This window comes from Amycolatopsis sp. cmx-11-12, assembly GCF_046269425.1.
Lineage (GTDB): Bacteria > Actinomycetota > Actinomycetes > Mycobacteriales > Pseudonocardiaceae > Amycolatopsis.
Genome location: NZ_JADNQM010000013.1, coordinates 16118 through 39572 on the forward strand (window position 1 = coordinate 16118; position 23455 = coordinate 39572).

Sequence of the window (23455 nt, forward strand, 5' to 3'; positions counted from 1 at the left end):
GTGTCACCGGTCCTTCGTTTCGGAGTGCGCGGCGACCGCCTCGGCGATCTCCTCGTCGGTCATGTCCCGCACGCGCGCCCACACCAGCTCCTCCACCACGGTGGCCAGATCGCGGACCGTCGGATGCCGGAACACCGCGGGGAGCGGGAGTTCGATCCCGAACGCCGCGTGGGCACGGGCACACACACGGTTCGCCGCCAGCGAATGCCCGCCCAGGCCGAAGAAGTCGTCCAGTGCGCCCACCCCGGTGACACCGAGGACTTCCGCGAAGATCCGGGCCACGGCCTGTTCGGTGGGTGACTCCGGGACGGCGTCCGGTGGGGTGGCGTGCCCGGCGGGCGCCGGCAGCCGGGCCTCGTCGAGCTTCCCGTTGGTCGTCAACGGCAGTTCGGCCAGCTGGACGAAGACCGAGGGGACCAGGTGCCCGGGCAGCCTCGAGGCGAGGAACCGGCGCAGTTCGGCGGTGTCGACCGGAACCCCGGTCAGATAGGCGGCCAGTTTCCGGTCTCCCGGCACATCTTCGCGGGCGATCACCGCGGCCGCGCGCACAGCGGGGTGCGCGGTGAGGGCCGACTCGATCTCACCCGGCTCGATCCGGAATCCGCGGATCTTGACCTGCCGGTCGGCACGGCCGTGGAACTCCAGCGTGTCGTCCGACCGGAGCCGGGCCAGGTCTCCGGTGCGGTAGAGGCGGGCGCCGGGCGGTCCCCACGGATCGGCCACGAACCGCTGCGCGGTGAGCCCCGGGCGGCCCAGATAGCCTCGGGCCACTCCGGCCCCACCCAGGTACACCTCCCCGACGACCCCGCCTGGTACCAGGACGAGCCGGTCGTCGAGCAGGCGTACCTCGCGGCCGGGAAACGGCACGCCGATGGGTACCCGCTCGCCGGTCCAGTCGCGGTGCGCGGTGAAGGCCGTCGCGGTGATGGTGGATTCGGTCGGGCCGTAGGTGTTGACCACCGGGATGTCCGTGGCCGCCAGCCAGCGGCGCAGTGTCCCGGCGGGCACCGTGTCGCCGCCCAGCACGAGCAGTCGCAACGACGGCGGAGCCGGCCGGATCCCGTCGGCGAGCACGGTCACCAGGTCCTCCCAGTAGGCCGGGGTCAGCTCGCACACCGTGATCTCGTCGTCGGCCAGTGTCCCGGCCAGTTCGACCGCGCCGAGCACGTCGTCGCCGCGCAGCACCACGGTCGACCCCGACGTCAGCGCGGGAAGGATCTGCTCCAGCGAGGCGTCGAAACTGGTCGAGGCCAGCTGCAGGACCCGGTCGCCGTCGAGGGCGTACAGCTCCCGCGCGGCCTGGCAGTGCGCGGCGAGGGAACGGTGCTCGACCACCACGCCTTTGGGAGTTCCGGTCGAGCCGGAGGTGTGGATCACGTAGGCGGCGTCGCGGGGCCCTCCCAGTGGTTCCGGGTTCTCGGCGGTGGCGATGTCGTCGAGGGTGTCCGTGCGCACCACGGGCAGGTCCAGCCCGCCGAACCGCCCGGCGACGTCCCCGGTGGTGACCAGCACGGCCGCCGCCGTGTCGGCGAGCGTCCAGCGCAACCGCTCGTCGGGGTACGCCGGGTCGAGCGGAAGGTAGGTGCCGCCCGACTTCAGCACGGCGAGCAGGGCGGCGACGGTGTCCGCGGATCGCGGGAGGCAGACCGCGACCGTGACCTCCGTCCCGGCACCGGCGGCGCGGAGCCGGTGGGCGAGGCGATTGGCCCGCCGGTTCAGTTCGGCATAGTCGGTGTCCACGCCGTCGAATCGGACCGCCGCCCGGCCCGGGGTCTTCAGGACCTGCTGTTCGAACGCCTGGTGGACCGGTGGCGGTGACTCCGGCGCCGGGGCGCGCAGCGCGGCGACACGCGCTCGTTCGCCGTCGGAGAGCAGGGGAAGGTCGCGGACCGGCGTGCCGGGGGCCGCGACCGCCCCGGCGAGGAGTACGGCGTAGCTCTCCGCCAGCCGCGCGGCCGTCGCCCGGTCGAACAGATCGGTGGCGTACACCAGATGTCCGACGAGGTCGCCGGTGGTGGCGTCCTCGGCGAGGGTGAGCCCGAGATCTTCCTTGGCGGACAAGCTTTTCAGCGGCAGCCGCGCCAGTGTCGCCTCGCCGAGTCGGAGGTCCGTCGCACCCGTTTCCAGGGCGAACATGGCTTGGTAGAGCGGAGTCCGGCTCGGATCGCGAGGCGGGGCGACGGCGCGGACCACCCGGTCGAACGGAAGTGCCTGGTGGCTCAGTGCGGTGAGGACCCGTTCCCGGGTGCGTGCCAGGAACTCCGCGAACGGCGGATCCTCGCCAAGGTCGGCCCGGATGACCACGGTGGTGGCGAAGTAACCCATCACGTCGGCGTATTCGGCGTGGTCGCGATGGGCTCCTGTGATCGCCGCGGTGACGTCGTGCTGACCGCTCCACCGCGACAGCAGCACGTGAAACGCCGCCAGACCGGTCATGAACAGCGTGACGCCGCTGTGTCGGCTGAGCGCTTCGGCTCGCTCACGCAGTGGGGCGGGGATCGTGAACCGCACGACGTCCCCGTTCGCCGAGCGCAGCGCGGGCCGTGGACGGTCGGTGGGCAGGGCGAGTGGCTCCACGCCGGTCAGTTCGGCACGCCAGAACTGTTCGGATCCGGCCAGGAGCCCGGATTCGAGGGCGGACCGCTCCCACCGGACGTGATCGGCGAATCGGCGGGCGGGCGCCGGCGGTTTCCCGCCTGTGGTGAACACGGCCAGTTCCCGCAGGAGCACCGCCACCGACCAGCCATCGACGGCGATGTGGTGCATCGACACGACGAGTCTGCGTTCGCCGTCCGGGGAACGCAGGACCCTGGTCCGGATCGGCGGCTGGGCCGCGAGGTCGAACGGGCGGCGTAACTCGGCCTCGACGGCGTCGTCCAGGCAGCCGACGTCCAGCACTTCGATGGCGATGGACGTGGTCGGATCGACGAGGGCGACGGGCTCATCACCCTCGACCACGTATCGGGTGCGCAGTACCTCGTGCCGCCGCACGATGTCGGTGAGCGCGCGGCGCAAGCCCGCGAGGTCGACCTCGTCCGGCAGTCGGTACACCAGCGGCACGGTGTACTCGACACTGTCCGGATCCAGGCGCTGAGCCAGCCACAGCCGTCGCTCGCCCGACGACAGCTCGCGTCGGTGCTCACCGGCGAGGGAAGCCTCCGGCCCGGCCGGTGGCGCGGGTGCGCCGGCGATTCGCCCGGCGAGCGCGGCGATGGTGGGGCATTCGAACAGGTCGCGCAGCCGGAGCCCTGCCCCGAGTACGCTACGGGCGCGGGCGGCGATCTTGCCTGCCAGCAGCGAATCGCCGCCGAGGTCGAAGAAGTTCTCGTCGATCCCGACCTCGGCGTGTCCGAGGGTCTCCGCCCAGATCGTGGCCAAGGCGCGTTCGGCCGGGGTCCGGGGCGCCAGAGTGCTCCGGTGCGGCGTTCTGCCGGAGATTCTGGCGGCGGGAGCGGAGCGGCCGAGCTTCAGGTCTGCCCCACCGGTGATGTCCTCTAGGGCACGCAGGAAGCCTTCGGCCATCCGCGCGACACGGTTTTCGTCGAACAGGCTCGTCGCGTAGGTCAGCGCGGCCGCGATCCCGGTGGCGCCCTCGTCGAACACCAGCGAGAGGGTGATGTCCTCCTTGGCCGCCGCGGAGGGCGGCGGCACCCGGCGAAGGACCGCGTCGCCCAGCCGGGGTGGCGCCGGACGGTGCTCCAGCGTGAACATCGTCTGGTACAGCGGATGCCTGCCCGGATCCCGTCGCCCGCCCGCCGCGCGGACCACCTCGTCGAAAGGGAGATCCTGGCCGGCGAGCGCGTCGACGACCTGGTCCCTGGTGCGGCTGAGCAAGTCGCCCGGCGAGTCCGCGAGATCGGCGCGGACGGCCACGGTGTTGACCAGGCAGCCGATCACCCCGTCGAACTCGGCGTGTTCGCGGTTGGCCGAGACCGTGCCGACGGCGAAATCGTGGTGCCCGCCGAGCCTGGCCAGTGTGACCTGCCAGGCGGCGAGGCCGAGCACGAACGGGGTGATGCCCTGTGCCGTCGCGGTTTCCTCCACCGTCGAGCGCAGGGCGGCGGGCACGGTGAACCGCCACACCGCGCCGGCGGTGGAGCGCAGCGGGGGACGTGGACGATCCGTCGGGAGCACGAGCGGGCCGACTCCCCGGAGCCGATCCGCCCAGAACCGGTGCAGCCGCGCCGATTCGGTCGAAAGCAGGGCTTGCCGCTGCCACGACGCGAAGTCGGAGACCTGTGCCGCGTCGCCGGGGAGGGCACGCCCCGCGTACAGCTCGGCGAGGTCGTTCAGGAAGACCTGCGCGGACCAGCCGTCGAACACGATGTGATGGACCGCGACGACGAACACCGAGGCCGCGGAACCGTTGTTCACCAGGGAGAACCGCACCAGTGGACCGGTCTCCAGGTCGATCGGCGTGGCGGCTTCCGTGGCGAGGAACGCCTCGATTCCGGCGGATGGCCGGTCGAGGGTGTGCAGCGTGGCCGGGCCAGGCGGGTCGATGAGGCGGACCGGTTCCCCGGCGCCGATCCGGTAGCGGGTGCGCAGGGCAAGATGTCGTCCGGACAGCGTGGTGAGGGCTCGCCGCAGCGCGGTCTCGTCCAAAGGTCCGTCCACTGTGTACGCGAGGGTGATGACGTACTCGGCGCTGTCGGGATCGAGTTGGTGGGCCAGCAGCAGCCGTCGTTCGTTCGCCGAGAGGAGTGCGGTGTCCGGATCGGTGAGAGGCCGCAGGGAGGCCGCCTCGGTGGTCGCGGCGGCGAATTCCGCGAGTGTCCGGTGCCGGAACAGCGCGGCCATGCCCACCGAGGTCCCGAGTTCGGTCCGCAGACGCGCGATCACCCGGCCCGCAGTGAGGGAATGCCCGCCCAGCGCGAAGAAGTCGTCGTCCCGCCCCACCAGGGGCACCGACAGCACGTCCTGCCAGACCTTCGCGACCGCCCGTTCCGCGGCGGTCGCGGGAGGCCGGTGGCCGCCGGCGGGTTCCGGTGCGGGGGCGGGCAGCGCGGCGCGGTCGACCTTGCCGTTCGGCGTCAGGGGTAACCGGTCCACCGGGATGAAGAACGCCGGAACCAGGTAGCCGGGCAATACCGAGCGGGCGAAGTCACGCAACGACTCGGCGCCGCCGGTGAAATGGGCGATGAGCCGCCCGTCCCGGACGGTGACCACCACCGCGCCGACGTCCGGATGCGCCGCCAGCGCGGACTCGATCTCGGCGGGTTCGACGCGGTGGCCCCGGATCTTGACCTGTTCGTCCGCGCGGCCGAGGAACTCCAGGTCGCCGCTTTCGCGGAGCCGGACCAGATCTCCGGTGCGGTACCAGCGGCGGCCACCAGGAGCGGCGATGAACCGCTCGGCTGTGTGTGCCGCACGCCGGGAGTACCCGCCGGCCAGTGCGTCGCCGCCGAGGTAGAGCTCACCGGTCGCGCCCGCTGGAACCGGGCGCAGACGGTCGTCGAGGACGTGGGCGGTGCGCCCGTCCAGCGGCGTGCCGATCGGGACGCCGTGCTCCGACCAGTTCGCGGGCACGGTGAAGGCGGTGGCGGTGACCACGCCCTCGGTCGGGCCGTACGCGTTGACCACGCGGGCGGAGGGGAAGCGCGCCCGCCAGCCGGTGAGCTGGGCCCCGGTCAGGGTTTCCGCGCCGAGAACGAGGAGCCGGGGTGCCCAGCCGGCGCCGTCCAGCCCGTCCAGTTCGGCCAAGAGCGCGTCGGCGTAGGACGGGGTCACGTTGAGCACCGTCGGCCGGGTGCGGAGCAGTTCGGCGGCGGTCTCGTCCACCGCGCGGGGATCGGTGATCACCACGCACGCCGCTCCGGAGACCAGCGGGACGAGAATCTGTTCGAGGGAGACGTCGAACGCGCTGTTGGCGATCTGGGCGATCCGGTCGCCGTGGTGTACGCCGAAGGCGGCGGCCACCGCACTCAGATGGGTGGCCAGCGCGCCTCGGTCGACCTCTACGCCCTTGGGGGTTCCGCTGGAGCCGGAGGTGTAGATCAGGTAGGCCGGGTCCCGGCTCGGCTCCACCGGACGCGGGAGATCGGGAACGCCGTCCGGAACCGAGGGAGAGACCAGCGTGACACCGGCGAAACGTTCCAACGCCTCAGGGCTGTCCTCGGCGACGACCAGGCGTACCCCGGCGTCCTCCAGGGTCCATCGGGTCCGTGACACCGGATGGGCCGGGTCGAGTGGCACGTACGTCCCGCCGGTGCGCAGTACGGCCAGCAGGCCGACCACCAGTCCGGGGGACCGGGAGCCGGACACCCCGACGCGGGTACCGGGTCCCGCACCGAGCGCGCGCAGTTTCCCGGCGAGAAGGTGCGCGCGCCGGTCGAGTTCGGCGTAGGGGAGCGTAACGGGACCGCATACCACGGCGGGTGCGCCGGGGGCTCGTGCCACCCAGCGGTCGAACGAGGCGGTCACCGATTCGGGAGGGGCCACGGCAGGGGCGTCCAGCAGTGCGTGATGCGGCCCGGTGAGCACCGGCAGGTCCTCGATCCCGGCCGAGGTGCCGGTCGCAGCCAGCGCCGAGAGCAGGTTCCGGAAACCGTCGGCGAACCGGTTCGCCCAGCCTGGTTCGAACAGTTCGGTGTCGTAGGTGACCTCGATGTCGAGCCCGCCGTCGCGGTGGACGAGGGATACCGCGAGATCGGTGTTCACGCCCTGGGTGCGCAGCGGGTACGAGCTGACCTCGACACCGGCCATCGTGTCGTTCGTCCGCCGCTCGACGCCGAACATGGCCTGGAACAGCGGGGTCCGGCCCGGATCCAGCTCGGGCCGCAGTTCGCGGACCACGTCTTCGAACGGGACGTCGCCGTGCGCGAAGGCTTCCAGCACCCGGTCGCGGGTACGTTCCAGCAGCGTCCCGAAACCGGGCTCGCCGGTCAGATCCGCCCGGACCACCAAGGTGTTGACGGCAAACCCGATCCGTGACGCCGTCCCGGCACCGACGGCGCTGGCCACCCCGACCGAGAGATCACGCTGCCCGGTGAACCGTGACAGCAGGATCTGGAACGCCGTCAGCCCGGTCATGAACAGGGTGGCCTGGTGCGGTCCGCCCAGCTTGCGGAGCAGCCGGGCCTCCTCGCCGCCGAGAGACACCCGCGCGATGGCCCCCGCGCCGGTCCGCACGGCCGGCCGGGGCCGGTCGCCGCGCAGGGCGAGCGGTTCCAGGCCACTGAGCCGGTCACGCCAGTAGTCCAACTGTGCGGCGAATCCGGCCTCCTCCTCGCGCGGCTCGGACCGGTCAGGCGCCGGAAGCCGTGCCTCCCGGCCGTGCACCGCCGCCTCGTACAGCTCGGCGAACTCGCGGCGGAAGACCCCGGCGGATCTGCCGTCGAACACCAGGTGGTGCACCGACAGCAGCAGGACGTGCCGGTCTTCGGCCAGCCGCAGCAACGAGACCCGCAGCGGCGGGCCCGATGTCAGGTCGAACGGGGTCACGCCCTCGGTGTCGACGTACCGGTCCAATGCCTCCTCCGCGGGCCCGGGTCCGCCGGTGAGCGGGATCAGCGGCACCGGGACGGGCGCGGGCGGCTCGACGATCCGCATCGGGTCGTCACCTTCGAGCACGAACCGGGTCCGGAGCGCGGCGTGCCTCGCCACCACCCCGGTCACCGCTCGGCGGACCGCTTCGACGTCGAGTTCTCCCTGAAGCAGCCAGGGATAGCGCTGGTTGTAGCCGCGGTAGCCGGGGGCGAGCTGCAGCCGGAACCACAGCCCGCGCTGCCCGGCGGTCAGTGGCAGGGAGGGGCGGGGGTCGCTCATCGTGTCAGCCGTCTGCCAGGCTGCGCGGACGCAGCTCGGTCCAGACCCGCTCGATGTGGTCCACGCACCGTTGCCGGTCTGTCTCGCTCAGCTCCACCCGCCAGCCCTCGGGGACTTCGGCGAAGGCGGGCCACAGCGAGCGCTGGTCCTCGTGGTTGACGAGCACCAGGAAGCGGCCGTCGGGGTCGTCGAAGGGGTTCATGGGCCGCCGTTTCTGCCTGCCGTTCGTGGACAGCCGCCACTGTCACAACCCGGGGCGGTCCGGCACATGCGTGGTGGGCACCCATAACCGCGTTCGCCGACGTCGGCACGCATGAGCGGGTACCGGGGTTCACCGGTTCGGCGCAGCGATACGCGACGCCCGGACAGCGAGCGGCCGTCCGGCATGGGTGTTCGCCACGGATGTGGCCGTACCGGCGTCCCGGTACGTTCGGCCGGGTCAGGCCCGGGGATCGAATACAGGGGAGACGCAGTGCCCGATCGCACGCTGTATCAATGGTTCGCCGAGTCGGTGTCCATCCATTCCGGACTCCCGGCGGTAGAGGCCCCGGAGGTCGTCCTCAGCTACACCGAGCTGGCGGAGCGGGCCGAGGCGCTGGCCGCGTACCTCGTGCGGACGGCGGGCCGCGTACCGCGCCGGATCGGCCTGCTGGCCGGGCAGGACCTGGTGGCCGTGGTGGGGTATCTCGCGGTGCAGCGCCTGGACGCGGTCATGGTGCCGCTCAACCCCGCCTACCCGGTGGCCCGGAACGCGACCGTGTGCCGGATCGCCGGGGTCGACACGGTGATGGTGAGCCCGGCGGGCGCCGCGCAGTGCGACGCCGGGCTGGGCGGGGACCTGACGGCCGTGCTCCGGATCAGCGAGGCCGAACTGCTCGGGTTGCCACCGGCAGGCGATGTCCTGCCGCCCCGCGCGGCGACCACCGACGACCTCGCCTACGTCATGTTCACCTCGGGTTCCACCGGGGTGCCCAAGGGCGTGCCGACCCGGCACCGCAACATCTCCCCGTACATCGAGCACAACCGGCGGCGGTACGAGGTGGAACCGGGATCCCGGCTCTCCAACACCTTCGACCTCACCTTCGACCCGTCCGTGTTCGACCTGATCGTCACCTGGGCGGGCGGCGGCACGCTGGTGGTGCCCGGCCCGCGTGAACTCCTCACCCCGGTCGACTACCTGATCCAGCGGCGGATCACGCACTGGTTCTCCGTGCCCTCGGTGATTTCGGTGTGCGCGGACCTGGGCACCCTGCCCGACGGCACGGATCCGGCCGCCACCGCCACCTCGCTGCGCCACAGCGTCTTCATCGGCGAACCGCTGACCCACGGTCAGGCGGAGGCGTGGCGGCGCGTCGCGCCACAGGGGGCCATCCACAATTCCTACGGCCCCACTGAGGTCGCCGTGGCGTGTGCCGAGTACCGGTTGCCGTCGGATCCCGCTGACTGGCCGTCGACCTCCAACGGAACGCTACCCATCGGCGCCGTCTATCCGCACCTGGAGTTCGTGGTGCTCGACGACCGGGGCGAACCGGCAAGGGAAGGGGAACTGTGCGTGCGGGGCGGCCAGCGCATGGACGGTTACCTCGACTCCGCCGATGACCTCGGACGCTTTCTCCTGGCAGGCCCGTCAGGCGTCGACGAGTACCTCGGACAGGGCCCGCTGACCCCGGAGCACTACTACCGCACGGGCGACCTGGTGCGCTGGGAAGACGATGTCCTGGTCTGCCTCGGGCGGCGGGACAACCAGGTCAAGGTGCACGGCTACCGGGTCGAGCTCGGCGAAATCGAAGCGGCGTTGCGCCGCCACCCCGGCGTACGGCAGGCGGTAGTGCTCGCCACGCCTTCCGGCGCCGACAACGAGCTGACCGGGTACTACACCGGCCCGGACCCGGGCGCGTCCACCGTACGCCGGTGGCTGCGCACCCAGGTCCCGCCGCATATGGTGCCCCGGCGTTGCGTCCACTGCGAAACGCTGCCGCTGACGGTCAACGGGAAGATCGACCGTCGTGCGCTGTCGGCACTCGCGCCGGTTCCGGGGTGATCCGGAGGACTCCCGCGGTGACCGCGAACCGCCCGAGTTCGATACGGCCCGACAACCCCGTCTTGGCGATCAGGCTCGACACGTGCCGTTCGACCGTGCGGTGGGACAGGTGCAGCAGGTCGGCGATCTCCCGGTTGCTGAGCCGGTCCATCAGTAGCCGCAGCACCTCGTACTCGCGCGCGGTCACCCCGGCCGCCCGCACCGCCGCCGGGACGACCGCGGCACCGGCCCGCCGCAGCAGGGAAACTGCTGCCTGCGCAACGGGGAGGCCGTCGAAGTGCTTCTCCACCGCGCGCAGCCAGCGCACCGGCGCACCCCACCCATCGGCCAGGGCTGCTTCGCCGACCAGTCGCAACCCGAGATGCCGCGCGTTCGGATAGGGGGCCCCGAGGGTGACGGCTTCGGTGACCGCGACCTCCGCCTCCGCCCGGTCGCCCCGACGGCCCAGCAGGATGGCCCGCGCGAAGGCCGCGAACTGCCGGTCCCAGCGCAGATGATGCGCAGGGTCGGCGGTCACGGCCTCCCACCCGGCCAGATCGAGGTCTCCACGCAAGGCGCGCAGCACCAGCGCCAGCCCGTGCCTGCCCGAGTGGTGCGGGACCGAGAGGGAGACCACCTGGGCTCGCGTTGCCAGGTCCAGCTCGCGCGTGGCGCGATCCCGGTCCTCGGTGAGCAGGGCGCAGAAGGCCCCGGACAGGCCGTGCACCCAGCCGGAATGCTGGGGCTGGAAACCTCCCTGCGCCTGGAGGGCGAAGATCGCCGCGGCCAGCTCGGCGGGCCGTCCGCGGTGACCGGCCAGTACCGTCCGGACGAGAAGCGCCTGCTGGGTGAGCCGGTGCAGGCGCAGCCGGGTCGCGTTCGCCAGCAGGCGGTCCAGCAGTTCTTCCGCGGTGGTGAACTCTCCGCGCAGCACCGCCACCAGCGCCAAGCTCAGGGTGCCCTGGTGGCGGAGGGACTCCGCGCCCACTTCGCCGGTTCGCTCCACGACACGGCGCAGCCCGTCGACCTCCCCGGTGCTCATGGCCTCCCAGGACCGAAGGTGCACCAGCGCGCGGAGTTCGTCGAGCGGCCGGTGGTGGTGCCCGGCCACGGCCACGCCGTGGGTGAAGCACTCTTTAGCTCGGCCTGGATCGTGCAGGGCGAGCAGACGTCCCAGCAGCGGCCATCCCCGGCAGGCCGCTTCGGGCAGATCCGCGGCCCCCGCCGCTGCGATGAGCCGCGCGACCGTGCTCGACAGCTTCCGCAACCGGCCGGGCATCGCCGCGTCCAGCGAGAATCGCAGTTCGGCCAGCTCCGCCTGGATGTATCCGTTTTCCCTGAGTTCGTCGCCCAGCGCGGCTTTCGCACGTTTCACCAGGCCCAGTGCCACCCGTGTCCGCCCGGTCTGCCACGCGGCGGCGGCGAGCCGGAGGTGCAGCCTTGCCCCCGCGGAGCCGGACAGGCAGCGGGCCAGCTCGTCCACCGAACCCGCCAGACCCATCGCGCGGTCGGCGAGCCCGGCTTCGACCAGGGCGTCGAGCCGGACATCCCAGGCCGACGCCCTGGCTTCGGACGCGTCTTGGGCTGGCAGGAGAACGGCCCGGTCGGCGAGGTCCATGGCTGTGCTCAGCCGGGCCCTCGCCAGCTGTCTTCGTGCTTCCTCGGTGAACAACCGGCTGGCGGCCAACGGCTCCTTGGCGCGGGAGCGTAGGGCCGCACTGGCAGGGCACCACAGCCCGGGAAGCCCGGGGTGCGTGGTTTCCACGGCGCCGGCCACCCGCCGCGCCAGCTCCGCGTGCCGGTCCGGGGACAGCTGGGCGAGCAGTGCGGTGACCAGGAGCGGATGCAGGAACGGGACCCGGGAGCCCGAAGGCCGTCCGGACGCGTAGGCCTTGCGTCTCAGCAGCCCAGACAGCTTCTTCCTGATCTCTCCGGGTTCGAGGCCGGTCGCCGCCCCCAGCACCGTCGGGGAGTAGCGGCGGCCCAGCACCGCTGCCAGCAGCAGCAGCTCACGGGTCACCGGATCGAGGGTGGCCGACCATTCCTCCAGGGCTTTGACCAGTTCACCCGAAGCTTCACCGGTACGAGAGGTCACCAACCGTGTGCCACCTTCGTCGGTGGTCAGGTGACCGCCACGTGCCAGATCACCGGTGATGGCCCTGATCAGCAGCGGGATGCCGGAACTGCCCAACCAGACGATGTCGGCAACCGTCGTGGGCACTTCTTCGACGCCGAGGTGCGAGCACACCAGACGCCGGGTGGCGGTGTAGCCGAGGGGCGACACGGAGAGGAACCTTCCGCTGTGCCGGGTGGTCACCGCGTCGGCCAGGGCCAGTGCCACCGATCCCGGCTCGGAGCCGATCGTGGCCAGCAGCAGGACCGGTTCGCTCCGGAGATTGTCGATCAGATACTCGACGACCGCCAGCGTCTCGTAGTCGGCGTCGTGGAGGTCTTCCAGTACCAGCAGGCAGCCCTGCCCTTGCGAGGCCCGGGACAGGAGCCGCAGCACTGCCTCGCCCAGCAGCACGGGTGACGGATCCGGCTGCTCGGGCTCCCCGGCACACTCGGGGAACAGGGCCGCCAGTGCCGGCTGCTGGGTACGCAGCGCGTCGACGTCGAGATCATCGGACCCGCGGACCAGAGAAAGCACCGCCTCGGTCAAGGGACGCAAAGCGACCGAGCGGCCGATCGAGCTGCCCCGGCCCAGTCCCCACGCCATCCCGGCGGCGACGGCCATCTCGGCAGCGGCCGCGGCCAGCCGGGACTTGCCCACCCCCTTCTTGCCGACGAGGAGCAGTGCGGTGCCTTTCCCGGTACCGGTCCGGCGCAGTGCGTCCCGGATTTCCTGTTCCACCCCTTTTCTCCCGATGAGCCCAGAATCCGATTCTTGCGCATGGTCGACGTCGGTCATGCAGTTCCTTCCCCCCGGTCGGACTCGCAGTCCATCAGGAACGAGCCCGGAAGGGCAATCCACCAAAAGGCCGGAGGTTTCGCAAACGCTGGTGGCCATCGAGTCGTCGAGGCGGCGGAGGCTAATCGGCAAGTGACAGGTGGCGAAGTCTGCTATTTTGTTCATTCTTGCGGTTTTTGGGGAATGCGGGCAGAAATGGCGTGGGAGCTGGCGGCCTGATCGGCATTCCGACTGAACGTTCATCGTGGATTCCCGGCCTGTACCCGTGCCACAACTCGATCTTGGTTCGCTGACCTGCTGTTTTCCGCCGCGATGGATGCACGTGGAGAACGGCAGGATCACCGCCATCCGCGTCACCTTCGACCCGCGCGGCATCCTGCCGCGGGCTGACCGAAACAGCTCACGGCCGCAGCGGGCCGGGGTAGAGGTACCGGTCAGCCGGGATCGTGGTGCTCCGCGTCCAGGCCTTGAAGAAGTCGTCGAGGTCCACTCCGGACACCCGCTTGGCCAGCTGTTCGAACTCCGGCCACGAGGCATTGCCGCCCCGGTGCAGGTTCTGCCAGATGGGCAGCACCCGGAAGAACGCGTCATCGCCGATACTGCGGCGCAGCGCGTGCAACATCAGCGGCCCGGTCCGGTACACCGCGGACAGGTAGGTGCCCGCGCCGGGATCGTAGAGCGGCACCTTCCAGAAGTTCGGCTTGTCCCTGTTGGCGGCGATGAGCTCGCGGTACTGAGCGTCCAGGTCCTTGCCTTCTTTGGCCTCGCTCCACAGCCACTGGGCGTAGGTGGCAAAGCACTCGGCAACGCAGATGTCGCGCCATTTCCGGCCGGTCACATTGTTGCCGAACCACTGGTGAGCCTGCTCGTGCACAATCAGGCGGACCACGTCGTGCCACGCGGTCCCCGGATACAGGGGGCGACTTTGGGTTTCCAGTCCCAGTGCGATGTCCTCGTTGAAGTAGATCCCGCCTGCCGAGGAGAGCGGGTACTTCCCGAACTTGGACGAGAGGAAGTCGATGATCTCCGGAACGCGGTCGCCGTGTTCGCGGGCCGCGGCCTCCGCACCCGGGGCATAGGCGCTGATCACCGGGGTTCCGTCGGCCAACGCGGCGTTGACGACGGTGAACTTGGCGATCGCCAGCACCGCGGTCCAGGTGGCCAGCGGGCTGTCCTCGCGCCAGCGGAAGGTGGTCCGGCCCTGCTCGGTGGTGGTGGGGCCTGGCCTGCCGTTGCCGACTGCCGTCCACCCCTGGGGCACGGTCGCGGTCAGCGCGAAGGTGGCCTTGTCCGAGGGATGGTCGTTGGACGGGAACCAACTGGTGGCCGAATGCGGCTCGCCGAGCATGAACATGCCACCGGTCTCCGGGTTGTACCGGGCGTCGCCGTTCTTGCCCGAGTACACCACCCGCACGTCGAACCGGGCGCCCTGGCGGATCGGCCGGGCCGGGGTGACCACCAGTTCGTGCTCCCCGACCCGGGCGAACTCCCGGGCAGGCACGCCGTTGACGGTGATCGCGGAGATGTCGAAGGTCGGGGTGAAGTCCAGGTTGAACCGGTCAAGCCCGGTGGTCGCGGTGGCCGACACCGTGGTGTCCCCGGTGAGCTGATCCGGCTTGTCCGGGTCATAGCCCACCTTCACGTCGTAGTGGCCGACGCGGTAGCCGCCGTTGCCGTCCTGCGGCCAGTACGGATCGCCGATCCCGTCTCCACCGATCCCGGCGAAGGCGACTGAGGCGTTCAAGGTCAGGCTGGTGAGCAGTGCTCCCAGCGTCAGCATGCGTCGTTTCCCAACTGGCAACACGGAGATCTCCTTGGGGCAGCGTGGATTCAGGAGGCGGAGGTGCCGGACTTCCAGTCGGGGTGACCGGGCATCGGTGGTGTCTTCGTGCCGTACAGCCAGTCCTTGAGCAGCCCGCTGACATCGCGCCCGGACACTTGGCTCGCGACGGCGATGTAGTCGGCCGTGCTCACCACACCGTCCTTGAACCGCGACACCACCGCGCGTTCGATCCGCTCGAAGGTCTGCGCGCCGACGGTCTGGCGCAGCGCGTACAGCGCCAGCGCGCCACCGACGCGCTGGGTCTGGCCGGACACCGGCTTGGGCCTCGCCGGGGCCCCTTCGCTGTCGCGGACTTCCTGGTCCATGGCGTAGTTCATGCGCATGTCCGCGGCGAACGCATCAGGGGAGCCGGGATTGGTCTGCTCGGAGTCGTACCAGGTGCCGTAGAAGTGGGCGTGCCCCTCGGCGGTCCAGTCGTCGTTGAGCTTCACGGGGGTGACCGAAGCGCCGAACCACTGGTGGTTCAGCTCATGGGCTCGCAGGTAGTCCATCGGGCCACTGGCCAGTGACGACGCCGAGATGGTTGTCATCGTCTGGCTCTCGTACGGACTGATGGTGCCCAGCGGGGCGAAGATCCCGTAGGTGCCGAAGGGGTACGCGCCCAGCCTCGCGGTCTGCCACCGCAACTGATCATCGGTCCTGGCCAGCGTCTGCTTGAGCTGGCCTGCCTGGGCGGTCGGCACGACATCGCGGATGGTGACCCCGTCCGGGCCGGGGCGGGTGGTCAGCGAATAGGGGCCGACCGCGATCTGACCGTCGTGCGCGGGCATCGGGTGGGCCATGCGATAGGTGCGGGCGGTCCGGCCGCCGGGGAGCTGCCGGGTCTGGGCCAGGTCGCCGTTGGCGACCCCGGTCAGGTGCGCCGGAGCGGTGACGCTGATGGTGTACGTGGCCTTGTCCGCGATGTCGTTCTTGCACGGATACACGTGGTGCACGGTCTGGTAGCGCTGCGGATCGATGGCGAAGCCGTCCTCGATCTCCCGCCACGGACCGTGGTTGTCCGGCCCGTTGGACCTGGTGACCACGAAGTCGACGGTGACCGAGAACTCCGCGCCGTCGGCCAGCGGCTTCGGCGTGACGAGCACCCGTTCGCCACCGGCCTGGAACCTGGCCGGTCGGCCGTTCACCGTGACCCGGCTGACCCGGCCGCCGCCGAAGTCCAGTGCGAACCGCGACAGCGCACCGGTGGCCCTGGCCTTGAGCGTGGTGGTGCCTTCCATGTCCTTGGAGTCGGAGCGGTACTCAAGGCCCACGTCGTAGTGCAGCGCGTCGTACCTCATGAGGTCCTGCGCGTCGACGGTTCTCGCAGTGTCTGTTGTGGAGGCTGTGGCGTCTGTACCGGCGGCCAGTACGGCGGTGGCGCCAACCAGGCCGAGCGTGATCAAGCGGTAGGTAGGTTTCACAGCCGTGAAGGTAGGGCCCGCACGTCCTGGGCCAGCCTCCGTCGTGTCTCAGTTGTGTCGCAGCGGCAACAGCCCTAGCTGAGAGGTTCGGGGTCACCGTGCCCACGGCACATCGCCGCTTCACCGAGTGGACCAAAGCCGGTCTGTGGCGCCGGTTGCACCGCGGGGTGCTGGACGAGTTGGGCAGCCAAGGCCTGATCGAAGATCCACGTGCTGACCGACCGCGCCGGGATCCCCTTGTCGGTAGCCGTGTCCGCCACCAACACCAACGACTCCCACGCTCCCAAGCCCCTGGTGATGGCGATCCCCGCGATCAAGTCCCGCCGCGGACCCCTCCGCCGCACACCGGCCAAGCTCCACGGTGACCTGGGTGATCGAACGATCCATCGCCTGGCTGTTCGGCTACCACCGACTCAACATCCGCTACGACCGCTACGCCAACCACTTCTGCGCCTTCCTCACCCTCGCCGCCACACTCACCTGCTACAAGAAACTCCGAAAAGCAGCCACATGAGACACGCTCTTAGCTCGGCAGGTTCGACCAGGTGGTCACCCAGTCGTATACCTCTTGTGCCGGGCGATTGAGGACGATGCGGTTTTCGACGAACCGGATGTTCAAGTTGTCCGAGATCTGGGGGACGTACAATTCCACTGACACAACTTCTCCTTTTCCGATCAGGCGCGGGATTTCCGGCGCCTGGAGTCTTTCTCGATTCCGGCGACAGGTCATCTCACCGGCCGGCCGTTACCGTCCACAAGCGACAGTCTCCCGGCCAAGCCGCGGTCACCGGGAGGGAGCGTGCTGCTTGGCCTGCTACCTGTTCGGCAGAAACACGCCGTCGGCGAGTGCGCCGGTGCGGCCGCCGGGAACCGCCTGAGCCCTGTGTTGGTGGCCAGTTTGCGGGGAGTTGTCTGGCCGCGCGCTCGATTACGTAGCGTGGCTCTCGACAGACGTGGCCGTAGCCTGTGGAGACCCTGCCCGTCCGTCGGCTGGAGTGGCTTCGATCTGTCGGTTGCCAAGACCGAGGGGCCACCATGTTGCCAGTCGCGGGACCACCGACACCCAGCGCAGAAGTGGAATGGGTTACTACGCGGCTCGGTGGGCCACCGCCGCGTTCCTGAACGACCGATCGACGGCTTGTGAGGACGCTCAGCTTTCGGTTGGCGCGTGCCCGGGTTCCGCTCGCCGGAAGCGTGGATGGGTCACCAGCACCAGTGCGAGGAACGTGATCGCGATGCTGGCGAACGTGGCCACCGACGGCCCTCGGCCGGGCGTGAACACGTCCAGCACGACCGCGCCGAGCAGCTGCCCTGCCACGCTGGCCAAGCTGAACACCAGCACACCGATGTGCCGAACGGCGATCGTGGCCACCGCGATGACCCCGACGCCGATCACCCCGGCCAGGTAGAGCAGCGGCTGCCAAGGGCAGGCGCCCCGGCGAACCCCAGCCGGACACGACCCGCACGGTCAAGACACAAGCCAGCGAGGTGGCCGCGACGGCGAAGTTGACCAGAGTGGCAGGCCACGGCGATCCGGCGATCACCCCGAGCCGCCCGTTCAGCGCCGACTGGACCGCGACCGCGGCACCAGCGAGCACCGGCAACACCACCGGCAACACCGTCCCGGTTCCACCCCCTGTGCCGTGCCCAGCCACCGCGACCGCCACCACGCAGGCCACCGCACCCGCCGCCCGCGCCACCGTGATGCGGCGCCGCCCACCGGGCCCGGTCACGAACCGATCCACGACCAGACCACCGACAGCCGAGCCACCCACCACGGCCACAGTGAACACTGCCACCCCGACAGCGCCGACGCTGATTCCTTGCCCGGCCACAAACAACGCTCCACAGACACCGCCCGCCAGGTGCCACCACCGTAGATCGCCGTCGCGCACTGCCGCACGCATCAGCCGCAGCCCGCGCCGTCCGGCCGGGCGCAGTGGAACAACCAGCAACAGCAGGACAAGGCCGACGACCGTGGACGCCAGCGTCGCCGCGATCCCGTCTCCCACCCGTGAACCGAGTTCTCCGTTCAACCGGGCCTGAACCGCCAACCCCACACCAGCGATCACCGCCCCGGCCACCGGAACCACACCCCGCCCCGTCACTGGCCGAACAGTGACAGCCCTGACTCCCACCCGGGCGCAAAAGTCGCCAACACCACAGACAACTCCCCGTCTGCGGGCCGATCCCCACCACGTCCGCTCATCGACAGAAGAGCGCATTCGCGGCAGTGGAAGGCTGACGCGCAGTCACGCTATCGAGAACGTGTTCTTACAACGACGCCGAGCTGCAAGATGGTCCTATCGCTGGCAACACGGTGGTCCCGCGACCTCGTGCTGGCGGTCGAGGTGCGATCAAATCTCGCAGCATGACTAGCACGGCCGCGGCGGCCGACGAACCTGCTGCGATCACTGACCGTGCAACTGGCCGCCAGCGGGGAATCGAGCTGGCCGTCCACGGGGAATTCCGACTGGCCACTGACAGCCCTGGCCCTGGGCGGAACGGACTCTCGGATTCCCGGCGAGGAACCCTCAGTTTCGCTGAACCCACGGGAGCCAGGGGACACCGTGGTATCCGATAAATTTCCGGCGAGTATGAATCTGACCTGCGGAGACTTTGACTAGGCCGAGCTCGTAGCTATGGTTGCGTCGTTCAACCGTCGTGGTGCCGCTTGTGGTTGTGGTCGACCAGGCTTCGGCGCTGGTGCGCCCGCGGCCAGGTGCTTGACCTGCTGGCCGTAGCGGGCGCCCTGGTGCGCCGATACCGTGCCGTCCGCTGCGACCTCGCAGGGGTTGTTCGCCGTGCACTGCTCGCCGCTGTCGTTGCCTGTGCTGTGCACGCCGACGATTGTGACGCCGTCCCTCAGCACGATCGGCGAGCCTGATCCGCCGTGCGAGGGCCCGCACTCTGGGTCGTAGCGGTAGGCGTTGTCCTGCGTGTAACCCTCTTCGCGCAGGTGCGGGACGACGGCGTCGATCGTGCACGCGAAGCGGTTGCCGTTGCCCGACGAGATGATGTCGACGCGTTCGCCTGGCTTGGCTGACCGGCCCGAAAGTGTGAAGACCTTTACGCCCTTGGCTTTGAGCTGCGCGTAGGTCTGGTCGAGCTCGAACAACGCGGTGTCGGTGCCGGTCATGGTCGCCGATACGAGACGTGTCGTCTGGGCTTTGGCCTGGAGGTAGCCTTGGCGGTCGCCGATGGTCACCGTGAGCTTCATCGCGACGTCCTCCAGGGTCTGGCCGGGGGCCGGGCGTTCGGGAACGCAGTGGCCGTTGGTCAGCAGCAGCGCCGGGTCGTTGTTCTTCGTCTTGCCGGTCCTGACGACGGACGCGGAGCACCCGCCCAGAGACGCGGCGCCTTCGAGGTTGGGGACCGGGGTGTCCGGCGGGTTGAGCCTGCCGGTGACGACGTCGTCGATCCAGCCCTTGAAGTAGTGGACGTCGGTGTACATGACGGGCCGGTCGTCGCCTCCCGCGCCGCTCACGACACCTGCGATCACCCAGCGGCCACCATCGCGGACGAGTCCAGGGCCACCGGAGTCCATGTTCGTGGCCGCGACGCTGCCGTCGAGCGCGCCGACGCAGAGTTCGCGGTCCGCGTAGATGCCGTCGCAGGCCGAGGCGGGCTGGACCACGGTGTCGGCTTCGCGCAGCTTCTTCGGGTAGCACTCCGGTGCACGGCGGTCGCACGTCATGCCCCAGCCGAGAATTCGGGTCTTCGTGCCGTCGGCGGGTCTCGCCGACGGTAGTGCGACGGGCTTGGTCTTCGCGGGCTTCTTCAGCTTCAGCAGGCCGATGTCGCCTTCGTGGACGGGGTAGGGCGAGTAGGTGATGAACCGTTCGACCTCGATCACCTCGCCGCCGCTGCCCGCGTCAGTCGTGCCGAGTCGGACTGTCCAGTTCTTGGGCCTGCCAACCTGGGCGAGGCTGGGGTTGTTCTTCGTGCAGTGGCCCGCCGTGACGGCCCAGCTCGGAGCCACGAGCGTCACACCGCAGGTGTGGCCGTCCTCGCGCGGCGAGTCGGGCCGTTGCAGTGAGCCGGAGAACGAGTAGGGCGCCGGGGCTTCGGTACCGCCTCTGATCGCCAGGGCAGGGGTGCCGGTGGTGATCATCGCGATGACCGCGAAGCTCATCACCAGTAGGCGTTTTCTCATGTCACCGAGGTTCTCGAACCGATGTCCGCGTGGAGTGATCACTGTGCGACAACTGCGCACGGACGTCGTTACGCAACGATGACATGGCGAGAACGTCCCCATGAGACCCGTCCGGAAGGCTGAAGGACATGCCGCGCGTACTGCTGATCCGCGTGCGATTCCGTCGATGGCAGTGCGGCGCTGGCGTCGTCGATCCGGGATCTCGCCAACGCGATCCGTGCGTTGGCCGAGCAGGCGTCGCGTGATTCGAAGGCGTTGCTCACTGCGGAGGACGTCGGAGCGTTGCTCGGCTTGTCACCGAGGACGTTGAAGGACCGGGCTGCGGCCGGAGTTTTCCGCATCGCCGGTTCGGTAAGCACTACCGGTTCAGCCGGGAGGACGTCGCGGAGATCGTCGAGCTGACGAAGAGCGCGGTGTGTTCGATATGGCTTATGCGCAACCGACTGGAGGTAGTACGCCGGGCTGGCGCGCTCGGTTCAAACGTCCTGATGGGACGTGGGGGAGCAGGTCGGGTTTCAACACCGAGAAGGCCGCCGAGGCGTGGGGTGTGGAGCAGGAGGCGCTGATTCGGCGCAACTTGTGGCTGGATCCGCGTGAGGCGGAGATGTTGTTCGGTGTGTTCGCCGAGGAGTTCATGGACGCGGTTGGTCCGCGGCTGGAGCCGACGACGTTGGCGAAGTACAGGTCCTTTCTGGACAACCATCTGCTGCCGCAGTGGCCGTTGGCGGGGATCTTCAACAGCTATGTGGAGATTGAGAAGTAGCTCTCGGAGGCTTCTACGGAGAACTGATCGACAGCCACAGCTTCCCGTTCGTTCTCTGTAGCGCTGAGGGTGCGCCGTTGCGGCGGTCGAACTTCCGCAACCGGTACTGACGCCCGTCGGGAATGGCAGTGACGCTGAACACACGCGGTCGGCCGAAGTGGTGCAGCCGATCCTGCCGCCCTTCACCTTCCACGAGGGACGGCATCCCCGAGGTCGCCCGTCAGGCGCGGCTGGGTCAGAAAATGAAAGGCATCGCGAGGGTCTACGACCACGTGGACTCCGCTGATGCGCCGTCAGATCCTGCAAGCGCTCGAAACCCGCTGGATCGGCTCGCTGGTCGCCCTCACCCCGAGTGAGCGCACGAAGCTGGGGGGAGTGGTTCCCGTACCTGCACGCCACCTTCCGTGACGGGCATCTGGAGACCGCCCCGAAAGCCATCGCCATTGAACGACTGAAGCCCCGCCCCTCCAAGGAGGAGCAGGGCTTCTGACCTGCGAAAACAGATGGTGCGCGATACTGGGATTGAACCAGTGACCTCTTCCGTGTCAGGGAAGCGCTCTCCCGCTGAGCTAATCGCGCGAGGTGGAGACGGGATTCGAACCCGTGTACACGGCTTTGCAGGCCGTTGCCTCGCCTCTCGGCCACTCCACCGTGTCAGGCCCGAGAAGGCCTTCCGAGCGGATGACGGGATTCGAACCCGCGACCCTCACCTTGGCAAGGTGATGCGCTACCAGCTGCGCTACATCCGCACATCCTCGGTCCAGGTGGGAGTTCAGACCCTCGCGGTTCTGTCTCTCACCCCGTCGCCGTGGTGTGTGTGAACACTATCCGACCCCGAAAACGGCTCCGCAACCGGGGTGCCACTTGCTGTTCGCAAGCCCGTCATCAGGCCAGATCGTTGGGGATGAGGTGGGTCAGGGCGTCGTCGACGTCGACCCACAGGTGCTCGTTGCCGGGCAGCACGACGTCGTACGTCCGGTCGAGGAAGTCGGCCAGCTCCTGAGCGGACGCCTCGAACATGGCGTGCCCGGAGGGCGAGTTCAGTTCGATGAGGACGGACTCGGGATCTTCGACGGAGGGGCGGATGCGTACGTCGCCGTCGCCGGCGTCGGCCAGGAGTCCGTCGGCGAGGAGATCGCGGGCGTAGACCCACTCGACCCAGCCGGCGCGGCCGGTGCGGAAGGCGGCGACGACCGCGTACGGGTCGCGTGTGTCGTATCGCAGTTCCACCTTGACCGGAACCGCGGGCGTCCGCGGCGCCAGGAGGTCGAACACCGCCGTCGAGCGGAGCGTCACGTGATCGTTGCGCATCGTCCTACCCTTCGTCTCCTTCCCGGCCCGGTCGAACCGAGTGGCGATGATGTGACGTATCGGCCGGCCGATCGGAACGCGGTTTTGCCGCAGATCACCCGGACGGGGTCATCGGACCCCGGATCCATACTCCGTCACCCCATCATCACCCGCGCGACGCGCAGCCCTACATGCGCCCTGCAGGCAGTCCACAGGTACATACTGCGCGGTTTACTCGTCACGCGATAGCACCGTCGCACGAATGTCGAAACGCGTCGCAGGCGCCCCCTGGCCTCGACAACCCCGGCTAGCTCGTGGTTGTTCGCTCCGTATTTGCTGGTGAGCGGAGTGTGGTCGGAGCGAACCACCCGTTTGCAGGCGCCCTAAAGTCGTGAGGTAGTGTCTGTCGGACACCGCGAGCGGGCGATTAGCTCAGCGGGAGAGCGCTTCGTTCACACCGAAGAGGTCGCTGGTTCGATCCCAGTATCGCCCACCGGATGAAGGCCCTGGACCACTCGGTCCGGGGCCTTGATTCATTCTCGGACAGTGGTGGCGGGGAGTCGTCCGGCGGTATTCGATCCCCAGGTCGGGCGCGGGTTATGTGGGGGCGGTACTTCTACCGTCGCGGGCAGGCCCGGTGACACGGCTGAATTCGCCTGGTGCGCGGGGGATCGTCGGATCGAGTGGCTTCGGAGTCGGCAGGTCCGGCCGGTGTGGACATTCGACACAGGTCTTGTGTCGCGCGGTGAAAGTGTCGCACGAGGGGGTCGTCGAGACGACATTGTGATCCTGGGCACGATTTGCCCTCCCAGAAGGTCTAGACCACGGTGGAAGTGACGTGGAGCATGGTTGAGCGGCTCACCCGTCCGGCTCCGGTGGCGGATCGCCGTGACGCTGACGTGATGTGACGAAACGCCACCCCCGTGACCGATTGACAAGGTAGGTCGGGACGCGGTGAGCGCGCCTCGGTGGCCGTGGTGCTCCCAGGGGGTGGAATCCACAGTGGACCGGCCGGAGATCGACTTCGCCGGACCGTCCATTATGGAGTTTTCGGGGCTGTTCGGCCGTTCGGGCGCGCAGTGCTCCAAGTGGCCGGGAAAGTCGGGAATTCGTGACTACTTTGCGTAGTTGTTCGGCGGATACGATCTATTACGCATCGTCATCATCTTGTTATCAACAGGCCATTCATTTGCCGGAAGCTCCGGCAGGGTGTGGCTGGAAATCCTTGTAACGATGGCCGGAGAGTGGCCGATACCTTGGCGTGTGTCGCCCCATCGGCCGCTGCGGGACCTTGAGAATCGA

General features: G+C 69.3%; 12 protein-coding genes, 4 tRNA genes and 2 pseudogenes. 5 read left to right on the forward strand and 13 right to left on the reverse strand.

The genetic code is table 11. The features are described 5' to 3' along the window. Positions 1–3: 3 nt before the first annotated feature. Both ACLARN_RS19360 and ACLARN_RS19365 read right to left on the reverse strand, forming a co-directional pair. Complete coding sequence (locus tag ACLARN_RS19360) at positions 4–7767, reverse strand: amino acid adenylation domain-containing protein (RefSeq protein WP_409492832.1); 7764 nt, start codon at positions 7765–7767, stop codon at positions 4–6. 4 nt (positions 7768–7771) lie between these two features. Beyond that, complete coding sequence (locus ACLARN_RS19365) at positions 7772–7969, reverse strand: MbtH family protein (RefSeq protein WP_409492833.1); 198 nt, start codon at positions 7967–7969, stop codon at positions 7772–7774. 270 nt (positions 7970–8239) lie between these two features. On the opposite strand from ACLARN_RS19365, the gene ACLARN_RS19370 reads away from it, so the two are divergent. Then, the gene (locus ACLARN_RS19370; protein ID WP_409492834.1) at positions 8240–9808 is read left to right on the forward strand and encodes an amino acid adenylation domain-containing protein; all 1569 of its coding nucleotides are present in this window, start codon (positions 8240–8242) and stop codon (positions 9806–9808) included. On the opposite strand, the gene ACLARN_RS19375 is transcribed toward ACLARN_RS19370, so the two are convergent. The 3 genes from ACLARN_RS19375 to ACLARN_RS19385 are packed head-to-tail and all read right to left on the reverse strand — an operon-like array spanning position 9753 to position 15944. Next, entirely contained in the window at positions 9753–13073 is a 3321-nt protein-coding gene (locus ACLARN_RS19375) for an ATP-binding protein (protein WP_409492835.1), read from the reverse strand. The two genes, ACLARN_RS19370 and ACLARN_RS19375, sit on opposite strands and share 56 nt — an antisense overlap. 25 nt (positions 13074–13098) lie before the next feature. Next, positions 13099–14478: a M1 family metallopeptidase gene (locus ACLARN_RS19380; protein ID WP_409492836.1), complete on the reverse strand. Its 1380-nt coding sequence runs from the start codon at positions 14476–14478 to the stop codon at positions 13099–13101. A 50-nt stretch (positions 14479–14528) separates the two neighbouring features. Then, positions 14529–15944: a M1 family metallopeptidase gene (locus ACLARN_RS19385; RefSeq protein ID WP_409492837.1), complete on the reverse strand. Its 1416-nt coding sequence runs from the start codon at positions 15942–15944 to the stop codon at positions 14529–14531. 74 nt (positions 15945–16018) lie between these two features. Here ACLARN_RS19385 and ACLARN_RS19390 point away from each other — a divergent pair. Next, positions 16019–16458: pseudogene (locus tag ACLARN_RS19390) on the forward strand (IS5/IS1182 family transposase); the annotation flags it as partial. 9 nt (positions 16459–16467) lie between these two features. On the opposite strand, the gene ACLARN_RS19395 reads toward ACLARN_RS19390, so the two are convergent. From ACLARN_RS19395 to ACLARN_RS19410, 4 genes and pseudogenes are all read right to left on the reverse strand, one after another. Next, complete coding sequence (locus tag ACLARN_RS19395; RefSeq protein WP_409492838.1) at positions 16468–16602, reverse strand: hypothetical protein; 135 nt, start codon at positions 16600–16602, stop codon at positions 16468–16470. Between the two features lie 492 nt (positions 16603–17094). Next, entirely contained in the window at positions 17095–17340 is a 246-nt protein-coding gene (locus ACLARN_RS19400; RefSeq protein WP_409492839.1) for a hypothetical protein, read from the reverse strand. 118 nt (positions 17341–17458) lie between these two features. Further along, positions 17459–18169, reverse strand: a pseudogene (locus ACLARN_RS19405) (DMT family transporter); the annotation flags it as partial. A 398-nt stretch (positions 18170–18567) separates the two neighbouring features. Continuing rightward, positions 18568–20100 carry a trypsin-like serine protease gene (locus ACLARN_RS19410; RefSeq protein WP_409492840.1) on the reverse strand — a complete coding sequence of 511 codons (1533 nt, stop codon included), beginning with the start codon at positions 20098–20100 and terminating at the stop codon, positions 18568–18570. 547 nt (positions 20101–20647) lie between these two features. Here ACLARN_RS19410 and ACLARN_RS19415 point away from each other — a divergent pair. Both ACLARN_RS19415 and ACLARN_RS19420 read left to right on the forward strand, forming a co-directional pair. Further along, complete coding sequence (locus tag ACLARN_RS19415) at positions 20648–20863, forward strand: hypothetical protein (protein WP_409492841.1); 216 nt, start codon at positions 20648–20650, stop codon at positions 20861–20863. 285 nt (positions 20864–21148) lie between these two features. After that, positions 21149–21271 (forward strand): hypothetical protein, encoded by a 123-nt coding sequence (locus tag ACLARN_RS19420; protein ID WP_409492842.1) that lies wholly within the window; start codon positions 21149–21151, stop codon positions 21269–21271. A 96-nt stretch (positions 21272–21367) separates the two neighbouring features. Here ACLARN_RS19420 and ACLARN_RS19425 read toward each other — a convergent pair. The 4 genes from ACLARN_RS19425 to ACLARN_RS19440 all read right to left on the reverse strand — a co-directional run bounded on the left by ACLARN_RS19425 (position 21368) and on the right by ACLARN_RS19440 (position 22174). Then, positions 21368–21442, reverse strand: a tRNA-Val gene (locus ACLARN_RS19425). A 1-nt stretch (position 21443) separates the two neighbouring features. Then, a tRNA-Cys gene (locus tag ACLARN_RS19430) sits at positions 21444–21514 on the reverse strand. Between the two features lie 25 nt (positions 21515–21539). Then, positions 21540–21612, reverse strand: a tRNA-Gly gene (locus ACLARN_RS19435). Between the two features lie 136 nt (positions 21613–21748). Continuing rightward, a complete protein-coding gene (locus tag ACLARN_RS19440; protein ID WP_005159130.1) occupies positions 21749–22174 on the reverse strand; it encodes an SsgA family sporulation/cell division regulator in 426 nt (141 codons plus the stop codon). Positions 22175–22574: 400 nt separating this feature from the next. Here ACLARN_RS19440 and ACLARN_RS19445 point away from each other — a divergent pair. Next, positions 22575–22646, forward strand: a tRNA-Val gene (locus tag ACLARN_RS19445). Positions 22647–23455: the final 809 nt, after the last annotated feature.